This window comes from Rhodanobacter ginsenosidimutans (assembly GCF_042655685.1).
Classification (GTDB): Bacteria; Pseudomonadota; Gammaproteobacteria; order Xanthomonadales; family Rhodanobacteraceae; genus Rhodanobacter; species Rhodanobacter ginsenosidimutans.
This window is the reverse complement of record NZ_JBHSMM010000001.1, coordinates 2,090,186-2,107,677: the sequence shown is the minus strand read 5'-3', so window position 1 is coordinate 2,107,677 and position 17,492 is coordinate 2,090,186. Positions and strand designations below refer to the sequence as shown.

The following is a 17,492-nucleotide window of genomic DNA, read 5'->3' as shown; positions in this document are numbered from 1 at the left end:
CATTGCCCGGCTTTTTTTGTTTACCCAGCTGTGCCGCGGGTTCAGTCGGCTTGCGGCTGTCCGGCCGGACGATTGGTCTCGGTCATGCTGATGTCGTGGCTTTCGGAAGCAGCACGATTGGCTGACAGCAGGTCACCTTGTTCCGGTGCCGGGATCGCGGGTGCGGGTGACAGCTCCACCACTTTCGGCGCGACCTCCTCGGCGGCGACCGCGATCGTCGGTTTTGGTGTGGGTGCCGGCGTGGAGACGGTGGCGAACGCGACATCCTCACGACGCGGTCCGTTGATCGCAGCTGCCACGGCCGCTACCAGTGGTGTGTGGACACCAGGCGTCGTGACGGTGTTCGTCTTCTCGCTTGCGGCTGCTTCTTGCGCTGGCTGCCTGGCAGGCGCCTGTGCGGGTGCGTCGGCCGATGCGATCGATGTCGGGATGGCAGCAGCCACCGGCGACGCTACCGACGGTGCGACAGGCGATGCCTTGACCACGATATCGGCGTCGTCTGGCGCAGCGGCCGAGTCCGCCATGGGGGCGGGAATCGGCGGGAGCGGCGGCAGCTCGAGTTCGGTGACGGCCGCTGCGGCGGCGACGGGTGCAGCGCGATCCTGCTCCGTGATGTTGCCGGATGCGTTGGCGACGACAGCGGCGGTGGCCGCTACGGTGACGTTGGACGGTTCCACCACGACGCGGCGTGCGGGCTCGTCGGTGGCCGCCGTGTCGACGACTGCCTTTGGCGCGTTCTGCACGGGCGTTGCGGGCTTCGACTTCTCGGCGCCAACATTGCTGGCTGCGTCGTCGCGGTCCTCATCGTCGATGGATGGCGCTTGGGTTTCCGTGCCACCAGCGGCAACCGTCGTTTCGTCGTGCCGGCGCCGACGGCGACCACCACGGCGACCCCGGCGGCGGCGGGACGGGCTGCCATCGGCATCGAGCGATTCTTCGGCTTCCGGGGCGACCGAAGTCACAGCCGGGGCGAGCTGCTTCGCTTCCAGCGCGGCGTCGGCGAGCGGTGCGGCTTCCAGTGGCTCGGCAACGGCTGGGCGCGGCTGGCGCTCGGGCTTGGCCTGCGGCTGGGCGTTGGGGCGCGGGGTGACGGCCGCGGCGCTTTCCGTGGCAGCCGGACGTGGCGGACGCGGTTGGCGGGCCGGGGCGGCATTCTGCGCCGGCTGCGATTGCCGGGGCTGACCGGACTCGCTGTTGCGCTGGCGGTTGCCCTTGGGCTGTTGTGACGAGGAGGATTTGGCAGCTGACGGCGATGCGCCGTCACGGCGGGACTGACGTGCCGGCGTGCCGTTCTGTTGGGCAGGCTGCCCCGAACGGCCGCGGCCGGAACGCTCGTCGCGACGGTTGTTGCGATCGGCGCCGCTGGCCGCGGATTTTTCGGCCGACTTTTCCACCGGCGCCGCTTCCATGCTGCTGCGGAACCAGCCCAGCATGCGCGCCATCAGGCCGCCAGTGGGTGCTGTGGTCGGCGATGGCTTGGCGCGTGCCGTCGATTTGGATGCTGGTGCCGCAGCAACGGGAGCCGGCGCGATTTCCTCGCGGATCGGTGCCGGGCTGGCGGGCATGATGCCGCTGACGGCCGGCTGTTCGCTGCTGCCCAGGGTCTGGCCCATTTTCGGCAATTCGGTGGCAGCGACTGCAGTGAGGCGCTCGTAGCTGGGCTTGCTGTGCTCGCCCATCTCCGCTTCCTTGATGCGCATGATCTCGATGTGCGGCGTTTCCAGCTTGTCGTCGGCCACCACAACCACGTGCACCTTGTGGCGCAGTTCGATCTCCACCACGCTGGCGCGCTTTTCGTTGAGCAGGAAGTTGGCAACGGCCGGCGGCGCCTGCACCAGCACCTGGCCGGTGTTGTCCTTCATCGCGTGCTCTTCGATCAGGCGCAGGGTCGACAGCGACAGCGATTCCACGCCGCGGATGTGGCCATGGCCCTCGCAACGCGGGCAGACGATCTCGCTGGCTTCGCCCAGGCTCGGGCGCAGGCGCTGACGCGACATTTCCAGCAAACCGAAGCGAGAGATGCGACCGATCTGCACGCGCGCGCGGTCGAGCTTCAGCGCCTCCTTCAGGCGGTCTTCCACCTCACGCTGATGGCGCGGGCTGTCCATGTCGATGAAATCGATCACGATCAGGCCACCGGCGTCGCGGATGCGCGCCTGGCGGGCGATTTCCACCGCGGCCTCGCAGTTGGTGTTGAACGCAGTGTCCTCGATGTCGCTGCCCTTGGTCGCCTTCGACGAGTTGATGTCGATGGCGGTGAGCGCCTCGGTCTGGTCGATCACGATCGAACCGCCGGAGGGCAGGCGTACCTGGCGATCGAACGCGCTCTCGATCTGGGTCTCGATCTGGTAGCGGGTGAACAGCGGGGTGTCGTCGCGGTACAGCTTCAGCTTGCGCAGGGCGTTGGGCATGACCTGCTGCATGAAATCGCGGGCATCGTTGTACAGCGATTCCTCGTCGATCAGGATCTCGCCGATGTCGCTGCGCAGGTAGTCGCGCAGGGCGCGGATGAACAGCTTCGATTCCTGGTAGATCAGGAACGGTGCCTTCTGCTTGCTGGCGGCTTCGGAGATCGATTTCCACAGTTGCAGCAGATAATCCAGATCCCACTGCAGTTCTTCGGCGTCGCGGCCGAGGCCGGCGGTGCGCACGATCAGGCCGACATCGTCGGGTACGGTGACGTGCTCCAGCGCTTCCTTCAGTGCCTGCCGGTCTTCACCCTCGATACGGCGCGAGACGCCACCGGCCTTCGGGTTGTTCGGCATCAGCACCATGTAGCGGCCGGCGAGGCTGATGAAGGTGGTCAGGGCGGCGCCCTTGTTGCCGCGCTCTTCCTTCTCGACCTGGACGACGACTTCCTGGCCTTCCTTCAGCAACTCACGGATGTTGGACTTGTGCGGGTCCAGACCGGCGGTGAAGTACTCGCGGGAGATTTCCTTCAGCGGCAGGAAGCCGTGGCGTTCGGCGCCGTACTCGACGAAGCAGGCTTCAAGTGAAGCCTCAACCCGCGTGATGCGGCCCTTGTAAATATTGGATTTTTTCTGTTCCCTGGAGGGGATTTCGATGTCCAGGTCGTACAGGGTCTGGCCATCGACAATGGCCACACGCAACTCTTCACGCTGAGTCGCGTTGATCAACATACGTTTCATGGTGGTTTTCCTCGGCTTGCCGCGCGTCGCGTGCCGCGGTGGCGCCTCAATGGCGGCCTGCCGGGGATCGCGCCGCAGCGGTAAAGCGGCAAAATGACGGCACCGTTCCCGGTGTCGGGGATGATTCGATCTACTTGCGTTGTCGTATCCGATACCACATGGCATCGGACAAACAACAACCCAACCGTTACGATGAAAGGGAGATCGTGGTCGGTGCCGAACGGGCAACCGCCGCCATCCTCGCCGACGTTGCGGGTGGGCCACCTCTCCCGAGCCATGTATCGGCGGGCCAAGTGGACGCCCGCCGAGTATCCTATTTAAGCAGGTTTTTTTCAATGCAAACGGTAACTTCCCCCGATGCACCTCAAGGTGTGCGTCAAGTCGTGGTTGGCCCCGAACGGGATGGCCAGCGTATCGACAATGCGTTGATGACCCTGCTTAAAGGCGTTCCCAAGAGCATGATCTACCGGCTGCTGCGTACCGGCCAGGTGCGCGTCAACGGCAAGCGGGCCAAGCCGGATACGCGTCTCACGGACGGTGATACGCTGCGCATCCCTCCGGTCCGGGTGGCCGAGCGTGAGGAAGGCCGGGCACCAGCCACTGGTCTGGTGGCCTCGGTGGCCGATGCGATCCTGTTCGAAGACAAACACTTTCTGGTGATCGACAAACCGTCCGGCGTGGCCAGCCACGGCGGCAGCGGTGTCAGCCATGGCGCCATTGAACTACTGCGCGCGGCCCGGCCACAGGAACACCTGGAACTGGTGCACCGGCTCGACCGCGATACCAGCGGCGTGTTGGTCTTTGCCCGCACGCGCGCCGGCCTGACCGGCTTGCAGGCGCTGATTCGTGCCGGCGAGGTCACCAAACAATACCTGTGCCTGATGCTCGGGCACCCGTCCAAGGCCAAGTTCGACGTGAATGCGCCGCTGCTGAAGTCGGTGCTGCAAGGGGGCGAGCGGATGGTGCGGGTGGCTGAAAGCGGCAAGCCGTCGCTGACGTTCTTCCGCGAAATGGAGCAGTACCCGGGCGCGCGCCTGATGCAGGCCACGCTGGGCACCGGTCGCACGCACCAGATCCGCGTGCATGCCGCGCATATCGGCCATCCGCTGGCGGGCGACCCGAAATACGGCGACCGGGAGATGAACAAGCGTTTCCGCGAAATGGGCCTGCAGCGCCTGTTCCTGCACGCGGCGCACCTCAGTTTCGAGCTGGACGGGCGCTCGTACAGTTTTTCCACGCCATTGCCGGACGACCTGAAGGCCTTTCTCGACGTGTTGGCCGTCAAGGGCAAGCGGCTGGTCTATACCCGCGACAAGTCGCGTACGGATATCTGATCAGCGCTCAAGCAGCGCCTCGACCCGCGCCGCGCAGATGAAATCGTTCATCGATAGTCCGCCCACATCGTGGGTCGACCACGTCAGCTGGCAGTGGCCGTAGCCGGCCTCGAGATCGGGATGGTGATCTTCCTGGTTGGCCATGAAGCCGACGGCGGCAATGAAGCCCAGCGTGTGGTGGAAGTCGTCAAAGCGGAAATCCTTGGTGATGGCCGTTCCATCGTCGAGGAGTTTCCAGCCGGGCAGTTGCTGCAACAACTCCGCCGTCTGTGACGCGTCTACCGCATCCGCCTTTCCCTTGCGCGGCTGGCAATGCTGCGCGGACAAATGGTTCGCTTTCATGCGCTACTCCGGGGATCCGTGGTGAAGCCATGCAGCGTTGATGTTGCCGCCTGAAAAGTCAAAGCCGCGCGTGCAGGTGGAAACTGGACTAAAATGGTGCTGATTAGCCGCAACAGCGGCGCAAGCTTTGGCGGAGTGGGCATGATCGACATCTCGGAACGCGCACAGCAGCATTTCCTGCGCCTTCTTTCACAACAGGGCATCGACGATTTGAGCATTCGCCTGCGCGTTACGGCGCCAGGCACACCGGCGGCGAACTGCGAGCTGGAGTTCTGCGAGCCGATCGACCTGATCGGCGGCGAATGGACCATCGAGTGCGCCGGTTTCAACTTCCATATCGACGGTGACAGTGCGCGCTGGCTGGACAACGCCACCATCGATTTCGAACCGACCTCCACCGGCGGCCAGCTCAACATCCGTGCGCCGATGATCAAGGGGCATGTGCCAGGCGTGGAAGCCGGCCTGATCGAGCGTGTGCGTTATGTGCTGGAAGCGGAGGTGAACCCGAAGCTGGCGTCACACGGCGGCCGTGTCAGCCTGCTGGAAATCGATGCCGATGGCGTGGTGTTGCTGCAGTTCGGCGGCGGTTGCCACGGTTGCGGCATGGTCGATGTGACGCTGAAGCAGGGTGTGGAAAAGACCTTGCGCGAGCGGGTGCCCGAGATCACCGCCGTACGCGATGCTACCGATCACGCGGGTGGCGAAAAGCCGTATTACCGCAAGCACGAGGGTACATCCGCCGCGGTGTGAGCCAGGTTGACGCTGTTCTGCCCGGAAACAAAAAGCCCGCCGAAGCGGGCTTTTTTCGATCGTGGATCGAGTGGCTCAGTTGTCGCCCTGCAGGTGACCCTTGAGCGTATCCAGCTTGCTCGGCAGGCCGGCGAAGTACGCGGACACATCCGCAATATCCTGGTCGGACAGTGTGGAAACCATGCCCTTCATGATCGGGTTGTTGCGTTGGCCGCTCTTGTATTCGTGCAGCACGTGGGAAAGGTACAGCTGGTACTGACCGGCCAGGCGCGGATATTGCGGATCAACCGCGTTGCCGTCGGTGCCGTGGCAGGCGAAACAGGTAGCGGCCTTTTCCTTGCCATTCGCCGCGTTGCCCGCGTCAGCGGCCAGCAACGATGTGGAGGCGAACGCCAGGACGGCGCCGAATGAAAGCAGAATGCGTGCATGTTTCATGCGGAAGTCCCTGACTTATTTGCTGGCGAGGCTGGAGAGATAGGCGGCGATGTTCTGGATGTCCGTATCGGACAAGCTCTCGGCCTGGGCATCCATCGTGGGATGGACGCGATCGCCACTCTTGTACCCGTGCAGGGCATTGACGATGTATTGCTCATTCTGCCCGGCGATCTTGGGCACCGGATATTGCGGATAAGCATTGGTGTAACCGGGTACGCCATGGCAGCCGGCGCAGGTGTAAACCAGTTTGCGGCCGGCGGCCTTGTCGCCCTCGGCATGTGCGCTGGTGGCGGCAAAAAGAGTGGTCGCCACGGCCAGGCCGAGCAATTGCAGTCGAGTCATCGAATTCGTTCCCACGGGTGCGACGGTGTGGAGTGTATGCAACCGGCCAAGTATAGACGTTGCGTTGACGCGGGGACAACACGAGTACGTCGGTGCCTGCCTGACTGCTCAGACCAGACTCTTGAAAATATGGATGCCGGCGCTGTATTCGCCGATGATCGTGCCCACGCTGACGAGAAAGAAATTCAGCAGCGTGCGGGCGACACGATTTTTCCACCAACCGCTCCAGTGCACGATGTCGTCGCGCAGGGTATCGAAATCGACTACGCGCGGGCGTCGCACCCAGGCCTCGGCCATGGCGCTGATGCCGCCGGCGGGAATGCCGGGGCGGAACGGCTTGATCGGCGCGGCGATGAAAGCCGCCACGATGCTCAGCGGGTGCCCGCCCGCGACCAGTGCGCCGAGCGCGGCGAAGCCCCCGGTGAACAACACCCAGTCACGCAACGCCTGCGCGCCCAGCGCCGTATTACGATGGAAGGCGTAGCCGATGGCGGCAAACACCAGCAACACCAGTGCCACCGCCAACCATTTCGGCCAGCGCGCCTTGGGCGGGGTGGTGGCCAGCGCCGTGACCTTGGCGGAGGGCTCGTCCTGCTGTGTGCGCAACTGCTCGCACAGCCCCTTGAGGTGTCCGGCGCCGATGACCACCAGCACGCGACGCGCCGGGGTTTCCGACGCCGATGAACGCGCCGACTCCTGCCGCAACCGCGCGGCCATGAACGCGTCGCGCTCACCGATCAGGCTGTCGTACAGCGGCTTCGACTCGCTGGCGAATTCGCTGAAGGCGCTCTCCAGCAAATCGCCCTGTTTCAGTTTCTCGATCTCGACCTGCTCGATCTGCTCGCGCTCGAACACGCTGGCCAGCAAGCCGCCGAGCAAGCCGAAGCGCTGCCAGAAACCCACGCTGCGCCAGGCGCGTTTCAGCGTGGTGCCCACCTCGCGGTCGATCAGCCACAGCGGCAACTGGCGTTGTTCGGCGCCATCCATCGCCGCCTTCATTTCCGCGCCGGGCTGGATGCCGGACTGGTCGGCCAGCCGTTTCTGGAAGGTGGACAGCACCAGGCTGGCGGCCACCATGCCGGCCTTGCCCTGGCGGATCACCTTGAACAGATCCATCTGCTTGAACGCTTCGGGATCGCGCATGCCCTGGGCGCGGCTCTCGCAGAGTTCCACGGCGACCGCATCGAAGCTCTCGTGCGCCAGCATCGCCTCGACCGCCTCCATGCTGCTGCGCGATACGTGCGCGGTGCCCAGCACCACGTATTCCACGCCGCCGCGGATCACCCGCTCGACGGGTTGATCCTGCAACGCCAACGGCGCGGATAACGTGGAATCGGTTTCAGGAACACTCATGCGTCAGCAGGCCGGTCGGGGTGAAGTTCAAGCATGGGGATGACCGGCATGCGGAACAAGCGGAGTGAAGTGGCGCCGGCTCAATCACGGAAGCGCTTGAGCAGGTCGGCGTAGGCATCGATGCGGCGGTCGCGCAGGAATGGCCAGATACGGCGCACATGTTCGCTGCGTTGCAGGTCGATGTCGGCCAGCAGCAGCTCGCGCTGGTCGGTGCCCGCCTGTGCCAGGAATTCGCCCTGCGGCCCGGCCACGAAGCTGTTGCCCCAGAACTGGATGCCCGCGCCGACGCCACTCGGGTCGGCCTCGTAACCCGTACGGTTGCACGCCAGCAGCGGCAGGCCGTTGGCCACGGCGTGTCCGCGCTGCACCGTGATCCAGGCGTCGCGCTGGCGATCCTTTTCCGGCTGCTCGTCGGTGGGGTCCCAGCCGATGGCGGTGGGGTAGAGCAGCAGTTCGGCGCCGGCCAGCGCCATCAGGCGCGCCGCTTCGGGATACCACTGATCCCAGCACACCAGTACGCCGAGCCGGCCCACCGAGGTGTCGATCGGATCGAAACCCAGGTCGCCCGGGGTGAAGTAGAACTTTTCGTAGAACGCCGGATCGTCCGGGATGTGCATCTTGCGGTACTTGCCGGCGATCTCGGCGGAGCGGTCGAACACCACCGCCGTGTTGTGATACAGGCCGGCGGCGCGCTTCTCGAACAGCGACGCCACCACCACCAGCTGCAGCTCCTGCGCCAGCTTGCCGATGCGCGCGGTGCCGGGGCCAGGAATGGTTTCGGCCTGGTCGAAGACCTCCACCGATTCGCGCTGGCAGAAATACGGGCCGTTGTGCAGCTCCTGCAGCAACACGAGTTCTGCGCCGGCGCCGGCCGCTTCGCGAAGGCCGGCTTCGATGGCATCGAGGTTGGCGTCGCGGCTGCCGCGGTCGGTTTCCTGCAGCAGCGCGACCTTGAGGGTCTTGCGGGTCATGGGATGTCCTGCCGAATGGGCCAATCGGCTCAGTTTAGCGGGTGGGGGTGATGGCGCCGCCAAGGCCGTCGCATGGGCGGCGAGCCACTTGTCAGTGCGCCACGCCCGCGGGCAATTGCATGGTGATGCAGTGCAGGCTGCCGTTCTGCCAGATCAGCGCCCGGCATGGCACCTGCACCACCTCGCGCCCGGGATGCGCCGTGCCGATGATGCGCGCCGCTTCGTCGTCGGCGTCGTCGCCATAGGCGGGTACCAGCACGGCGCCGTTGACGATCAGGTAATTCGCATAGGACGCGGCGAGCCGGCGGCCTTCGTCGATGATCGGTTGCGCCCACGGCAACGGATACAACTGATATGGACGGCCATCCGCCGTGCGCAGCGCGGCCAGTTCGGCGGCCATGCGTTGCAGTTCGTCGTGGTGCGGGTCGCCGGCGTCGTCGCAGGCCTGGTAGACGATACGGTCGCCGGGTGCGAAGCGGGCGAGGGTGTCGATGTGGGCGTCGGTGTCGTCGCCTTCAAGGTAGCCGTAATCCAGCCACAGCACGCGTTCGGCATGCAGGCCGTCGCGCAGGATCGTGCTCATCTCCTCGCGCGATTGGTCCGGATGCCGCTGCACCAGGCAACGCCAGGTAGTGAGGATCGTGCCGGCGCCATCGCTTTCGATGCCGCCGCCTTCCAGCGCCCAGTCGATGCGCTTGTGCGCGGCATTGCCGAACACGCCGGCGTCGACCAGCCCGGCCACCAGCGCGTCATCCTGCGCGGCGCCGAACTTGCCGCCCCAGCCGGTGAAACGGAAATCGGTGAGCTGAAAATGGTTGCCGGCGGCCAGCGTGATCGGGCCGGAATCGCGCAGCCAGGTGTCGTCGTACGACAGCTCGACGAAGCGGATGCGCGATAGATCGGCGCCCGCGGCGGCGAGCTTTTCCCGTGCGTGCGCCTTCAATGTGGCGTCGGCCACCACGATGATTAGCGACTGGAACCGGGTGACCGCGGCAGCCAGCGCCACGTAGGTCGATTCCACCGCGGCCAGGCGGTCGGCCCAGTCGGTGCCGGCGTGCGGCCAGGCGATCAGTACGGCGGATTGCGGCTCCCATTCCGCCGGCAGGCGTAGTTGGGGGTTGGCGGTCATGTCGGCACTCGCGTTTCGAAGCCCGGCGGGCGAAACGGCAAGTGTAAAGGGAGCGGCACCCATCGCGATGCCGCAAGGCGTTATCCAGCGCTTGTTACTGCACCGCCGCCGGGTTGGTGTTGTTGCCCGCGGGCGTGTTGAGCACCGAGTGGATCACGTGGTTGTGCTCGAAATACACGATGAACTTGGCGTAGTCCCACCGATTGATGACCGGGTGCTTCTTGGTGTCGCCACCGCGTGGCGTCAGCTTGCGCAACGGCGCGCCGTAATCACGTTCGACCTGCGCCATGCTGAGGCCGCGGCCGGGCAGGTTCATGCCCTTTTCCTGCTGCACACGGTGGATCAGCAGGTTGTCACCATGGGTGGTGCGGGATTGGGCGTGGGCCGCGGGCGAGGCCGCAAGACCGGTGAGCGCAGCGAGCATGACGATGATCGGCAAGCCGTTCGTGGACGTGACCATGGATTCCCCTCTCCATACAAGCTGTATGCGGCGTCGTTTTATCAGAACTGCCGATGCTACGCCATGTCCAGCGGCGCCGGGTGCGACGTGATCGGCATTCACCTGCGTGATCGTCGCCCGAATCGGCGGTGGCATGGCTGGGCGGCTATCATGGGCGGCTGTGGCGACCGCACGCCTGCTTCCGGATACCTGCTCATTCCATGATTGCTTTTCGACACTTCGCGCTGCGCCGTGGCAGTCGCCTGCTGCTTTCCGATATCGACCTGGTGATCCAGGCCGGCTGGCGGCTGGGCGTGATCGGCCGCAACGGCTGCGGCAAGTCCAGCCTGTTCGCTGCCTTGCAGGGCAAGCTGGAAAGCGATGCGGGTGAACTCGACATGCCGGCCAAGGTGCGGCTGGCCTCGGTGGACCAGGAAACGCCTGCGCTGCCCGATGCCGCCATCGATTATGTGCTGGGCGGCGACGAGGAACTGGCCGCGGCACTGGCCGCCGAGGCGGATGCCGGCGAGCGCGGCGACATGGAGGCGATGGCAGCCGCCCATCACCGCATCGAGGAATTGCACGGCTACGACGGCCGCGCCCGCGCCGGCAAGTTGATGCACGGGCTGGGCTTTTCACCCGAGACGCACGAGCGCGCGGTGAAGGAGTTCTCCGGCGGCTGGCGCGGCCGCTTGAACCTGGCGCGCGCACTGATGTGCCCGTCCGACCTGCTGCTGCTGGACGAGCCCACCAACCATCTCGATCTCGACGCCGTGCTGTGGCTGGAGGAATGGCTGCGCCGTTACCAGGGCACCTTGCTGATCATCTCGCACGATCGCGAATTCCTCGACGGCGTGATCACCCACACCATGCACCTCGATGGCGGTGGCGCGAAGCTGTACACCGGCAACTACAGCGCGTTCGAACGCCTGCGTGCCGAGCAGTTGCGCCAGCAGCAGATCTCGCACGAGCGCGAGCAGGCCGAGCGCGCGCACCTGCAGTCCTTCGTCGACCGCTTCAAGGCCAAGGCCAGCAAGGCCAAGCAGGCACAGTCGCGCATGAAGCGGCTGGAGAAACTGGCTGGCACCGAAGCGGTGCGCGCCGAGCGGCCTTTCAGCTTCCAGTTCCCCGCACCCGGGCGGTTGCCCGATTCCATGCTGCAACTGGAAGACGTCACCGCAGGCTACGCGGTCGACCCCTCCAGCCGCGAGGGCAACGGCGAAGTTACCCATATCGTGCTGGCCGACGTGCGCTTTTCCATTGAAGCGGGCGAACGGATCGGTCTCCTGGGTCCGAACGGCGCCGGTAAATCCACCCTGGTGAAAACCCTGGTGGGCGAGCTGGAGCCGTTCAGCGGCGAGCGCAAGGCGCACAAGGACCTGAAGATCGGCTACTTCGCCCAGCACACGGTGGAAAGCCTGCGCGAGGGATCGAGCCCGCTCGATCACCTGCAGGACAAGGCGCCGGGCGTGGCCACGCAGGTGATGCGCGATTTCCTGGGCACCTGGAATTTTGCCGGCGACCGCGCCTTCGAATCCGTCGACGGTTTCTCCGGCGGCGAGCGGGCGCGCTTGGCGTTGGCGCTGATCGCGTGGGACAAGCCGAACCTGCTGCTGCTGGACGAGCCCACCAACCATCTCGACCTGGACATGCGCGAGGCGCTGGCCGATGCGTTGGCCGATTTCGACGGTGCGCTGGTGCTGGTATCGCACGACCGCCACCTGCTGGGTCTGGTCTGCGACAGCTTCTGGCGCGTGGCCGATGGCAGCGTGGAAAGCTTCGACGGCGATCTGGACGATTACGCCAAGTGGCTGCGCACCCGGGGCACCGCCAACAAGAAGGCCGCCAAGGCCAGCGCCACCGTCAAGCCGGTGCCAAAAACGCCGGAGGTGTCGCCCGAAGAGCGTCGCCGCCTGGCGGCCGCCCAGCGCGAGGACGAGAAAACCTCACGCCAACGGGTAAATCGCATCGAAACCCGCACCGCCAGCATCGACACCGAGCTGGCCGCGCTGGAAAACCAGCTGGCCGACCCGGCAACCTACAACGGCCCCACCCAGGAATTGATGCGGCTGGGCCAGCGCCAGACGGAGCTGCGCCGCGAGAAAGAAGCGCTGGAAACCGAGTGGCTGGAACTGGTGGAACGATTGGAAGCGTAGGAGTGATGAAGTCGTGAGTGCGAAGCCCGAACGTCCGCTGCACCTGTGGTTGCCCGCACTGCCGCGCTTCGCGCCGGATCATCCGCTGCGCCAGTTGCTGGTTCGCGCCGATCGGCTGGCTGACGGTTCCACCGGGTATCTCGACGGGCTTGGCGATCATTTCCCCGGCGCGGGCTCGCCGTTGCCGGCGGCGGCGTTGACGCGCGATTACCTCAGCGGTGATGCGGCGGGGCATGGCTGGTTGTCGGCCGACCCCGCCTGGGTGCAGCCGGACATCAACGGCGTGCGCCTGCTGGCATGCGGCCAGATGGAGCTGAGCATGGCCGACGCGCAAGCGCTGGCCGCGCCCCTGAAACCCGTGTTCGGCGACGCCGGCATGCTGTTGGAAATCACCGCGCCCGACCGCTGGCACCTGCGGCTGGCCAAGGACAGCCCGTTGCCCACCTTCGCCGCGCCGGAGCAGGCGATGGGCGAGGATCTGGCGCAACACCTGCCGCAAGGTCCGCAAGGCAAGCGCTGGCGCGTGCTGCTCAATGAGGTGCAGATCCTGCTGCACCAGCATCCCTTGAATGCGCAGCGGCGGGCCCAGGGGCTGTCGCCAGTCAACAGCCTGTGGCTGTGGGGTGGCGGCGTGCTGCCGGGTCCGTTGCGCAGCGAATGGGCTGGCGTGGTCAGTGACGACGTGGTGCTCAACGCGCTGGCGGCACGCGCTGGAACCGCGCATCAATCGCGCACGGCCGAGACGGTGGCGGCGGCGGGCAAGGGCTGGCTGATCGACTTGCAGGATCTGCCGGCCGGCGACATCGCCACCAAATGGTGGCCCGCGCTGCAATCGTTGTTGGCGCGTCAGCCGGTGATGCTGCACTTCGCCAGCGGCGAGCGCTGGCAGCGCAAACCCTGGCACCGCTGGCGTTTCTGGCGTGGGGCGGGCGCTTGAGCGCAGTGGCCTCGAGCCCGCTGCAATTGCGTCGCCGCGCCAGTCTGGGCGAAGCCAGCGGCTGGCCCGATTCGGTGCACCCGGTGTTGCAGCGGATCTACGCCGCCCGCGGCGTGTTCGGCCCCGAGCAGGTGGAGCACCGGCTGGCCCGGCTGCTGTCGCCGCAGATGCTGGGCGGCATGGAGCAGGCGGTCGACTTGCTCGTCCAGGCGATCGAAGGCGACTGGAGCATCCTGATCGCCGGCGACTATGACTGCGACGGCGCCACCGGCACCGCCGTGGCGATGCGCGGGTTGCGATTGCTGGGCGCGCGGCATCTCGGCTATGCCGTGCCCAACCGCTTCATCCATGGCTACGGGTTGAGCCCGGCGCTGGTGGCCTCGCTGCAACCCTCGCCGCAATTGATCGTCACCGTGGACAACGGCGTGGCCAGCGTGGCGGGCGTGGCGGCGGCGAAAGCGCGCGGCATCCGCGTCATCGTCACCGACCACCATCTGCCCGGCGAACAACTGCCCGACTGCGACGCGATGGTGAACCCCAACCTGGCCGGCGACGGCTTTCCCAGCAAGGCGCTGGCAGGCGTGGGCGTGATGTTCTACCTGTTGCTGGCGTTGCGCGCGCGGCTGTTTCCGGCCGGCTCGCCCGCGCGTCCCGACCTTTCAGGCCTGCTCGACCTGGTGGCGCTGGGCACGGTGGCTGATCTGGTGCCGCTGGATTTCAACAACCGCGTGCTGGTGGCCGCCGGCTTGCAGCGCATCCGCAGCGGTCAGGCCTGCGCAGGTATCACGGCACTGGTCGAGTCGGGCAAGCGCAGTCTGGCGACGCTGTGCGCCAGCGATCTGGGCTTTGCCGTCGGTCCGCGGTTGAATGCTGCTGGCCGGCTGGAAGACATGCGACTGGGTGTCGAATGCCTGCTCACCGATGATGTGGGACAAGCGCGCCGCCATGCCGAAGAACTCAGCGCGATCAACCAGGAACGGCGCGACCTGCAGGCGTCGATGGTGGCCGAGGCAGAAGTGATGGCCGCCAACATGGCGCACACCGATGCGATCGGGGTGGCGTTGTACGAGCCGTCCTGGCATGCCGGCGTGGTGGGGCTGGTGGCGTCCAAGTTGAAGGATCGCCTGCATCGGCCGGTGATAGCGTTCGCGCCTGCCAGCGAGGAGAACATCGACGACCTGCGCGGCTCGGCCCGCTCGATCGCCGGTTTCCATATCCGCGACGCGCTGGCCGTGATCGACGCGCGCCACCCCGGCCTGATCGAACGCTTCGGCGGTCACGCGATGGCCGCCGGGTTGAGCCTGAAAACCTGCGATTACCCGCGTTTCGCGGCGGCCTTCGACGCGGTCGCGCAGGAGCTGATCGATGCTGAGCGGCTGCAGGCCGTGCTCTTCACCGATGGCGGGCTGCCACCCGGCGCGGCGTCGCTGGCGCTGGCGCGGCAACTGCGTCACGCCGGCCCCTGGGGCCAGGCATTCCCCGAGCCGTTGTTCGACGATGTCTTCGAGTGCATCAGCTGGAAGGTGATGGGCGAGCGCCACCTGCGCCTGCAATTGCGCGACCCGCGCGACGGCGCCCAACACGACGCGGTGATGTTCAACGCCTACCACGGCCATCCGCCGCCGACCTCGCTGCGCGCCGCCTACGAGCTGACCATCAACGACTGGCAGGGTCGGGAATCACCGCGGCTGCTGTTGCGGCATATCGAGCCGGCCTGAATCTCCACGCCAGCCATTGCCCGCTCTTCACAGGCGGTGTTTCACGCTTGCGGCGTCCCACTTCAGGAGAACGCCATGATCAAGCAGATGGAAGGATTGCCCGCCGGCACGCTGGGTTTTCGCGCCCACGGCCGGGTCACCGCCGACGATTACGAGCGCGTGGTCGTACCCGACGTGGAGGCGGCGTTCGCGCTCAACCGCAAATTGCGCTTGCTGTACGTGATCGACGAGGACTTCACCGGGTTCGACCCCGGCGCCATGTGGGACGACGTGAAGATGGGCGCGCGCCATTTCAGTGGCTGGGAGCGGGTGGCCCTGGTGACCGATGTGACCTGGCTGCGCGCCACCGCCAACGCCATGGGTTTCATGATGCCCGGCGAGTTCCGCCTGTTTTCGCTGGCTGACCTGGAGACGGCCAAACGCTGGATCGCCGAATTGCTGCCGGGATGATGTTGCAACGCGGCACTTGCGTATGGACGTCCAATCTGTTCTATTGACCAGCATGCATTTTCAGCCCGCCAGTTTTTTCATCGACGCCGCCGCTCTGGCGCGTCCTGGTGTGCTGGTCGGTCGCAATAATAATCGCGCGAATAATAACGCCAACCATTGGCGGGCCGGCGCGTAGCTGAAGTTTCATCCCATACGCGAAAAGGCCCGCCTAGTGCGGGCCTTTTTGTTTTTGGGCGCGACAGAATCTTGCCGGGCAACCGGCGACACCATCAACCACATTGACGAGAAAGGGGTAGTGGCATGTGTTCGATTTTCGGGATGTTTGATCTGCAGCCGGGCGACGACCTGGGTGCGTTGCGCCGCCAGGCACTGGAGCTGTCGCAGCGCCAGCGCCACCGTGGTCCGGACTGGAGCGGCGTGTTCGTCGATGAAGGCGCGATCCTGGTGCACGAGCGGCTGGCCATCGTCGACCCGACCAGCGGCGCCCAGCCGTTGCGTTCGCGCGACGGCGAGCTGGCGCTGGCAGTCAACGGCGAGATCTACAACCACCGCGAATTGCGCGCCGCCAGCAGCTACGACTTCACCACCGGCTCCGACTGCGAAGTCATCAACGCGCTGTACCGCGAGCAGGCCGCCACCGATGCCGCCGGCGATTTCGTCAACAAGCTCAACGGCATCTTCGCGTTCGCGCTGTGGGATGGCACGGCGAAGCGCTACGTGATCGCCCGCGATCCCATCGGCGTGTGCCCGCTGTACTGGGGTCACGATGCGCAGGGTCGTTTGTGCGTGGCGTCGGAGATGAAGGCATTGGCCACGCTGTGCGCCGACGTGGCGCCGTTCCCGCCTGGCCACGTTTACGACAGCGCCGTCGGCGAATTGCGTCAGTACTACAAGAAGGATTGGCGCGAGTACGCCAACACCCGCGGCCACGACCTGACCCCGGCAGCCTTGCGCGAGGCGTTCGAGCAGGCGGTGCACCGCCAGCTGATGACCGACGTACCCTACGGCGTACTGCTGTCCGGTGGCCTGGATTCGTCGCTGGTCGCCGCCTGCGCCGCGCGCTTCGCCCGTGAGCGGATCGAGGACAACGACCGCAGCGAGGCCTGGTGGCCGCGGCTGCATTCGTTCGCCATCGGCCTGGAAGGCTCGCCCGACCTGGCCGCCGCGCAGATCGCCGCCGACGCGCTGGGCACCGTGCACCACGGCTTCGTCTACACCTTCGCCGAAGGCCTGGATGCGATTCCCGAGGTGATCCGCCACATCGAAACCTACGACGTCACCACCATCCGTGCCGCCACGCCGATGTTCCTGCTGGCGCGCAGGATCAAGGCGATGGGCGTGAAGATGGTGCTGTCGGGCGAGGGCTCGGACGAAATCTTCGGCGGCTACCTGTACTTCCACAAGGCGCCGTCGGCCGAGGCGTTCCACGAGGAGACCGTGCGCAAGCTCGACACCTTGCACAGCTACGACTGCCTGCGCGCCAACAAGTCGATGATGGCCTGGGGCGTGGAAGCGCGCGTGCCGTTCCTGGACCTGGAATTCCTCGACACCGCGATGGGCCTGGACGCGAAGCACAAGATGGCCGGCAACGGCAAGATCGAGAAGCACGTATTGCGCGAGGCGTTCGACGGCGCGCTGCCGAAGGAAATCCTGTGGCGGCAGAAAGAGCAGTTCAGCGACGGCGTGGGCTACGGCTGGATCGACGGCCTGAAGGACCACGCCGAGCAGTCCGTCAGCGATCGCGAATTCGCCGCCGCGGCCGCGCGCTATCCGTTCAACACGCCGGCCACCAAGGAAGCGTATTTCTACCGCCGCATCTTCGAGCAGCACTATCCCAGTGAGGCTTGCGCGGCCACCGTGCCGGGCTGCAAGTCGATCGCCTGCTCGTCGCCGGCAGCCATTGCCTGGGATCCGTCCTTTGCCGCGGCCGCCGACCCGTCCGGTCGTGCGGTCAAGGGCGTGCACGAAAAAGCGCTGGCCTGAGCCG

General features: G+C 66.0%; 16 protein-coding genes. 7 read left to right on the top strand and 9 right to left on the bottom strand.

Features of this window, described 5'->3' with window-relative positions; all coding sequences use genetic code 11:
* Nucleotides 1-41 precede the first annotated feature (41 nt).
* Nucleotides 42-3,149, bottom strand: coding sequence for an Rne/Rng family ribonuclease (locus ACFPK0_RS09315; RefSeq protein ID WP_377340045.1), 3,108 nt, complete (start codon nucleotides 3,147-3,149; stop codon nucleotides 42-44).
* A 335-nt stretch (nucleotides 3,150-3,484) separates the two neighbouring features.
* Here ACFPK0_RS09315 and ACFPK0_RS09310 point away from each other — a divergent pair, with 335 nt between their 5' ends.
* Nucleotides 3,485-4,483, top strand: coding sequence for an RluA family pseudouridine synthase (locus tag ACFPK0_RS09310; protein WP_377340312.1), 999 nt, complete (start codon nucleotides 3,485-3,487; stop codon nucleotides 4,481-4,483).
* On the opposite strand, the gene ACFPK0_RS09305 is transcribed toward ACFPK0_RS09310, so the two are convergent.
* Nucleotides 4,484-4,825 (bottom strand): 4a-hydroxytetrahydrobiopterin dehydratase, encoded by a 342-nt coding sequence (locus ACFPK0_RS09305; protein WP_056078830.1) that lies wholly within the window; start codon nucleotides 4,823-4,825, stop codon nucleotides 4,484-4,486.
* Between the two features lie 141 nt (nucleotides 4,826-4,966).
* Between ACFPK0_RS09305 and ACFPK0_RS09300 the strand changes: the two genes are divergently transcribed.
* Nucleotides 4,967-5,575: an NfuA family Fe-S biogenesis protein gene (locus ACFPK0_RS09300; RefSeq protein ID WP_056078833.1), complete on the top strand. Its 609-nt coding sequence runs from the start codon at nucleotides 4,967-4,969 to the stop codon at nucleotides 5,573-5,575.
* A 75-nt stretch (nucleotides 5,576-5,650) separates the two neighbouring features.
* Here the strand turns inward: ACFPK0_RS09300 and ACFPK0_RS09295 are convergent, their stop codons facing one another.
* The 6 genes from ACFPK0_RS09295 to ACFPK0_RS09270 all read right to left on the bottom strand — a co-directional run bounded on the left by ACFPK0_RS09295 (nucleotide 5,651) and on the right by ACFPK0_RS09270 (nucleotide 10,265).
* Entirely contained in the window at nucleotides 5,651-6,010 is a 360-nt protein-coding gene (locus ACFPK0_RS09295) for a c-type cytochrome (RefSeq protein WP_056078836.1), read from the bottom strand.
* A 15-nt stretch (nucleotides 6,011-6,025) separates the two neighbouring features.
* On the bottom strand, nucleotides 6,026-6,352 hold the full coding sequence (locus ACFPK0_RS09290; RefSeq protein WP_007080738.1) for a c-type cytochrome: 327 nt from the start codon (nucleotides 6,350-6,352) through the stop codon (nucleotides 6,026-6,028).
* Between the two features lie 108 nt (nucleotides 6,353-6,460).
* The gene (locus tag ACFPK0_RS09285) at nucleotides 6,461-7,705 is read right to left on the bottom strand and encodes a TraB/GumN family protein (RefSeq protein WP_377340041.1); all 1,245 of its coding nucleotides are present in this window, start codon (nucleotides 7,703-7,705) and stop codon (nucleotides 6,461-6,463) included.
* Nucleotides 7,706-7,785: 80 nt separating this feature from the next.
* Nucleotides 7,786-8,676, bottom strand: coding sequence for a carbon-nitrogen hydrolase (locus ACFPK0_RS09280; RefSeq protein ID WP_056078842.1), 891 nt, complete (start codon nucleotides 8,674-8,676; stop codon nucleotides 7,786-7,788).
* Nucleotides 8,677-8,767: 91 nt separating this feature from the next.
* Nucleotides 8,768-9,805 carry an agmatine deiminase family protein gene (locus ACFPK0_RS09275; protein ID WP_377340039.1) on the bottom strand — a complete coding sequence of 346 codons (1,038 nt, stop codon included), beginning with the start codon at nucleotides 9,803-9,805 and terminating at the stop codon, nucleotides 8,768-8,770.
* Between the two features lie 94 nt (nucleotides 9,806-9,899).
* Nucleotides 9,900-10,265, bottom strand: a complete 366-nt coding sequence (locus ACFPK0_RS09270) for a hypothetical protein (protein WP_377340037.1) — start codon at nucleotides 10,263-10,265, stop codon at nucleotides 9,900-9,902.
* 200 nt (nucleotides 10,266-10,465) lie between these two features.
* Here ACFPK0_RS09270 and ACFPK0_RS09265 point away from each other — a divergent pair, with 200 nt between their 5' ends.
* The 4 genes from ACFPK0_RS09265 to ACFPK0_RS09250 all read left to right on the top strand — a co-directional run bounded on the left by ACFPK0_RS09265 (nucleotide 10,466) and on the right by ACFPK0_RS09250 (nucleotide 15,505).
* Nucleotides 10,466-12,400 carry an ABC-F family ATP-binding cassette domain-containing protein gene (locus ACFPK0_RS09265; RefSeq protein ID WP_377340035.1) on the top strand — a complete coding sequence of 645 codons (1,935 nt, stop codon included), beginning with the start codon at nucleotides 10,466-10,468 and terminating at the stop codon, nucleotides 12,398-12,400.
* A gap of 13 nt (nucleotides 12,401-12,413) precedes the next feature.
* A complete protein-coding gene (locus ACFPK0_RS09260; protein ID WP_377340033.1) occupies nucleotides 12,414-13,337 on the top strand; it encodes a phosphoglycerate mutase in 924 nt (307 codons plus the stop codon).
* Nucleotides 13,334-15,055, top strand: a complete 1,722-nt coding sequence (gene recJ, locus ACFPK0_RS09255; RefSeq protein WP_377340031.1) for a single-stranded-DNA-specific exonuclease RecJ — start codon at nucleotides 13,334-13,336, stop codon at nucleotides 15,053-15,055. The genes ACFPK0_RS09260 and recJ overlap by 4 nt, the downstream gene beginning before the upstream one ends.
* A gap of 75 nt (nucleotides 15,056-15,130) precedes the next feature.
* Nucleotides 15,131-15,505 carry a SpoIIAA family protein gene (locus ACFPK0_RS09250; RefSeq protein WP_377340028.1) on the top strand — a complete coding sequence of 125 codons (375 nt, stop codon included), beginning with the start codon at nucleotides 15,131-15,133 and terminating at the stop codon, nucleotides 15,503-15,505.
* A 40-nt stretch (nucleotides 15,506-15,545) separates the two neighbouring features.
* On the opposite strand, the gene ACFPK0_RS09245 is transcribed toward ACFPK0_RS09250, so the two are convergent.
* Nucleotides 15,546-15,692, bottom strand: a complete 147-nt coding sequence (locus ACFPK0_RS09245) for a hypothetical protein (RefSeq protein ID WP_377340026.1) — start codon at nucleotides 15,690-15,692, stop codon at nucleotides 15,546-15,548.
* A gap of 113 nt (nucleotides 15,693-15,805) precedes the next feature.
* On the opposite strand from ACFPK0_RS09245, the gene asnB reads away from it, so the two are divergent.
* The gene (asnB, locus tag ACFPK0_RS09240; protein ID WP_377340022.1) at nucleotides 15,806-17,488 is read left to right on the top strand and encodes an asparagine synthase B; all 1,683 of its coding nucleotides are present in this window, start codon (nucleotides 15,806-15,808) and stop codon (nucleotides 17,486-17,488) included.
* Nucleotides 17,489-17,492: the final 4 nt, after the last annotated feature.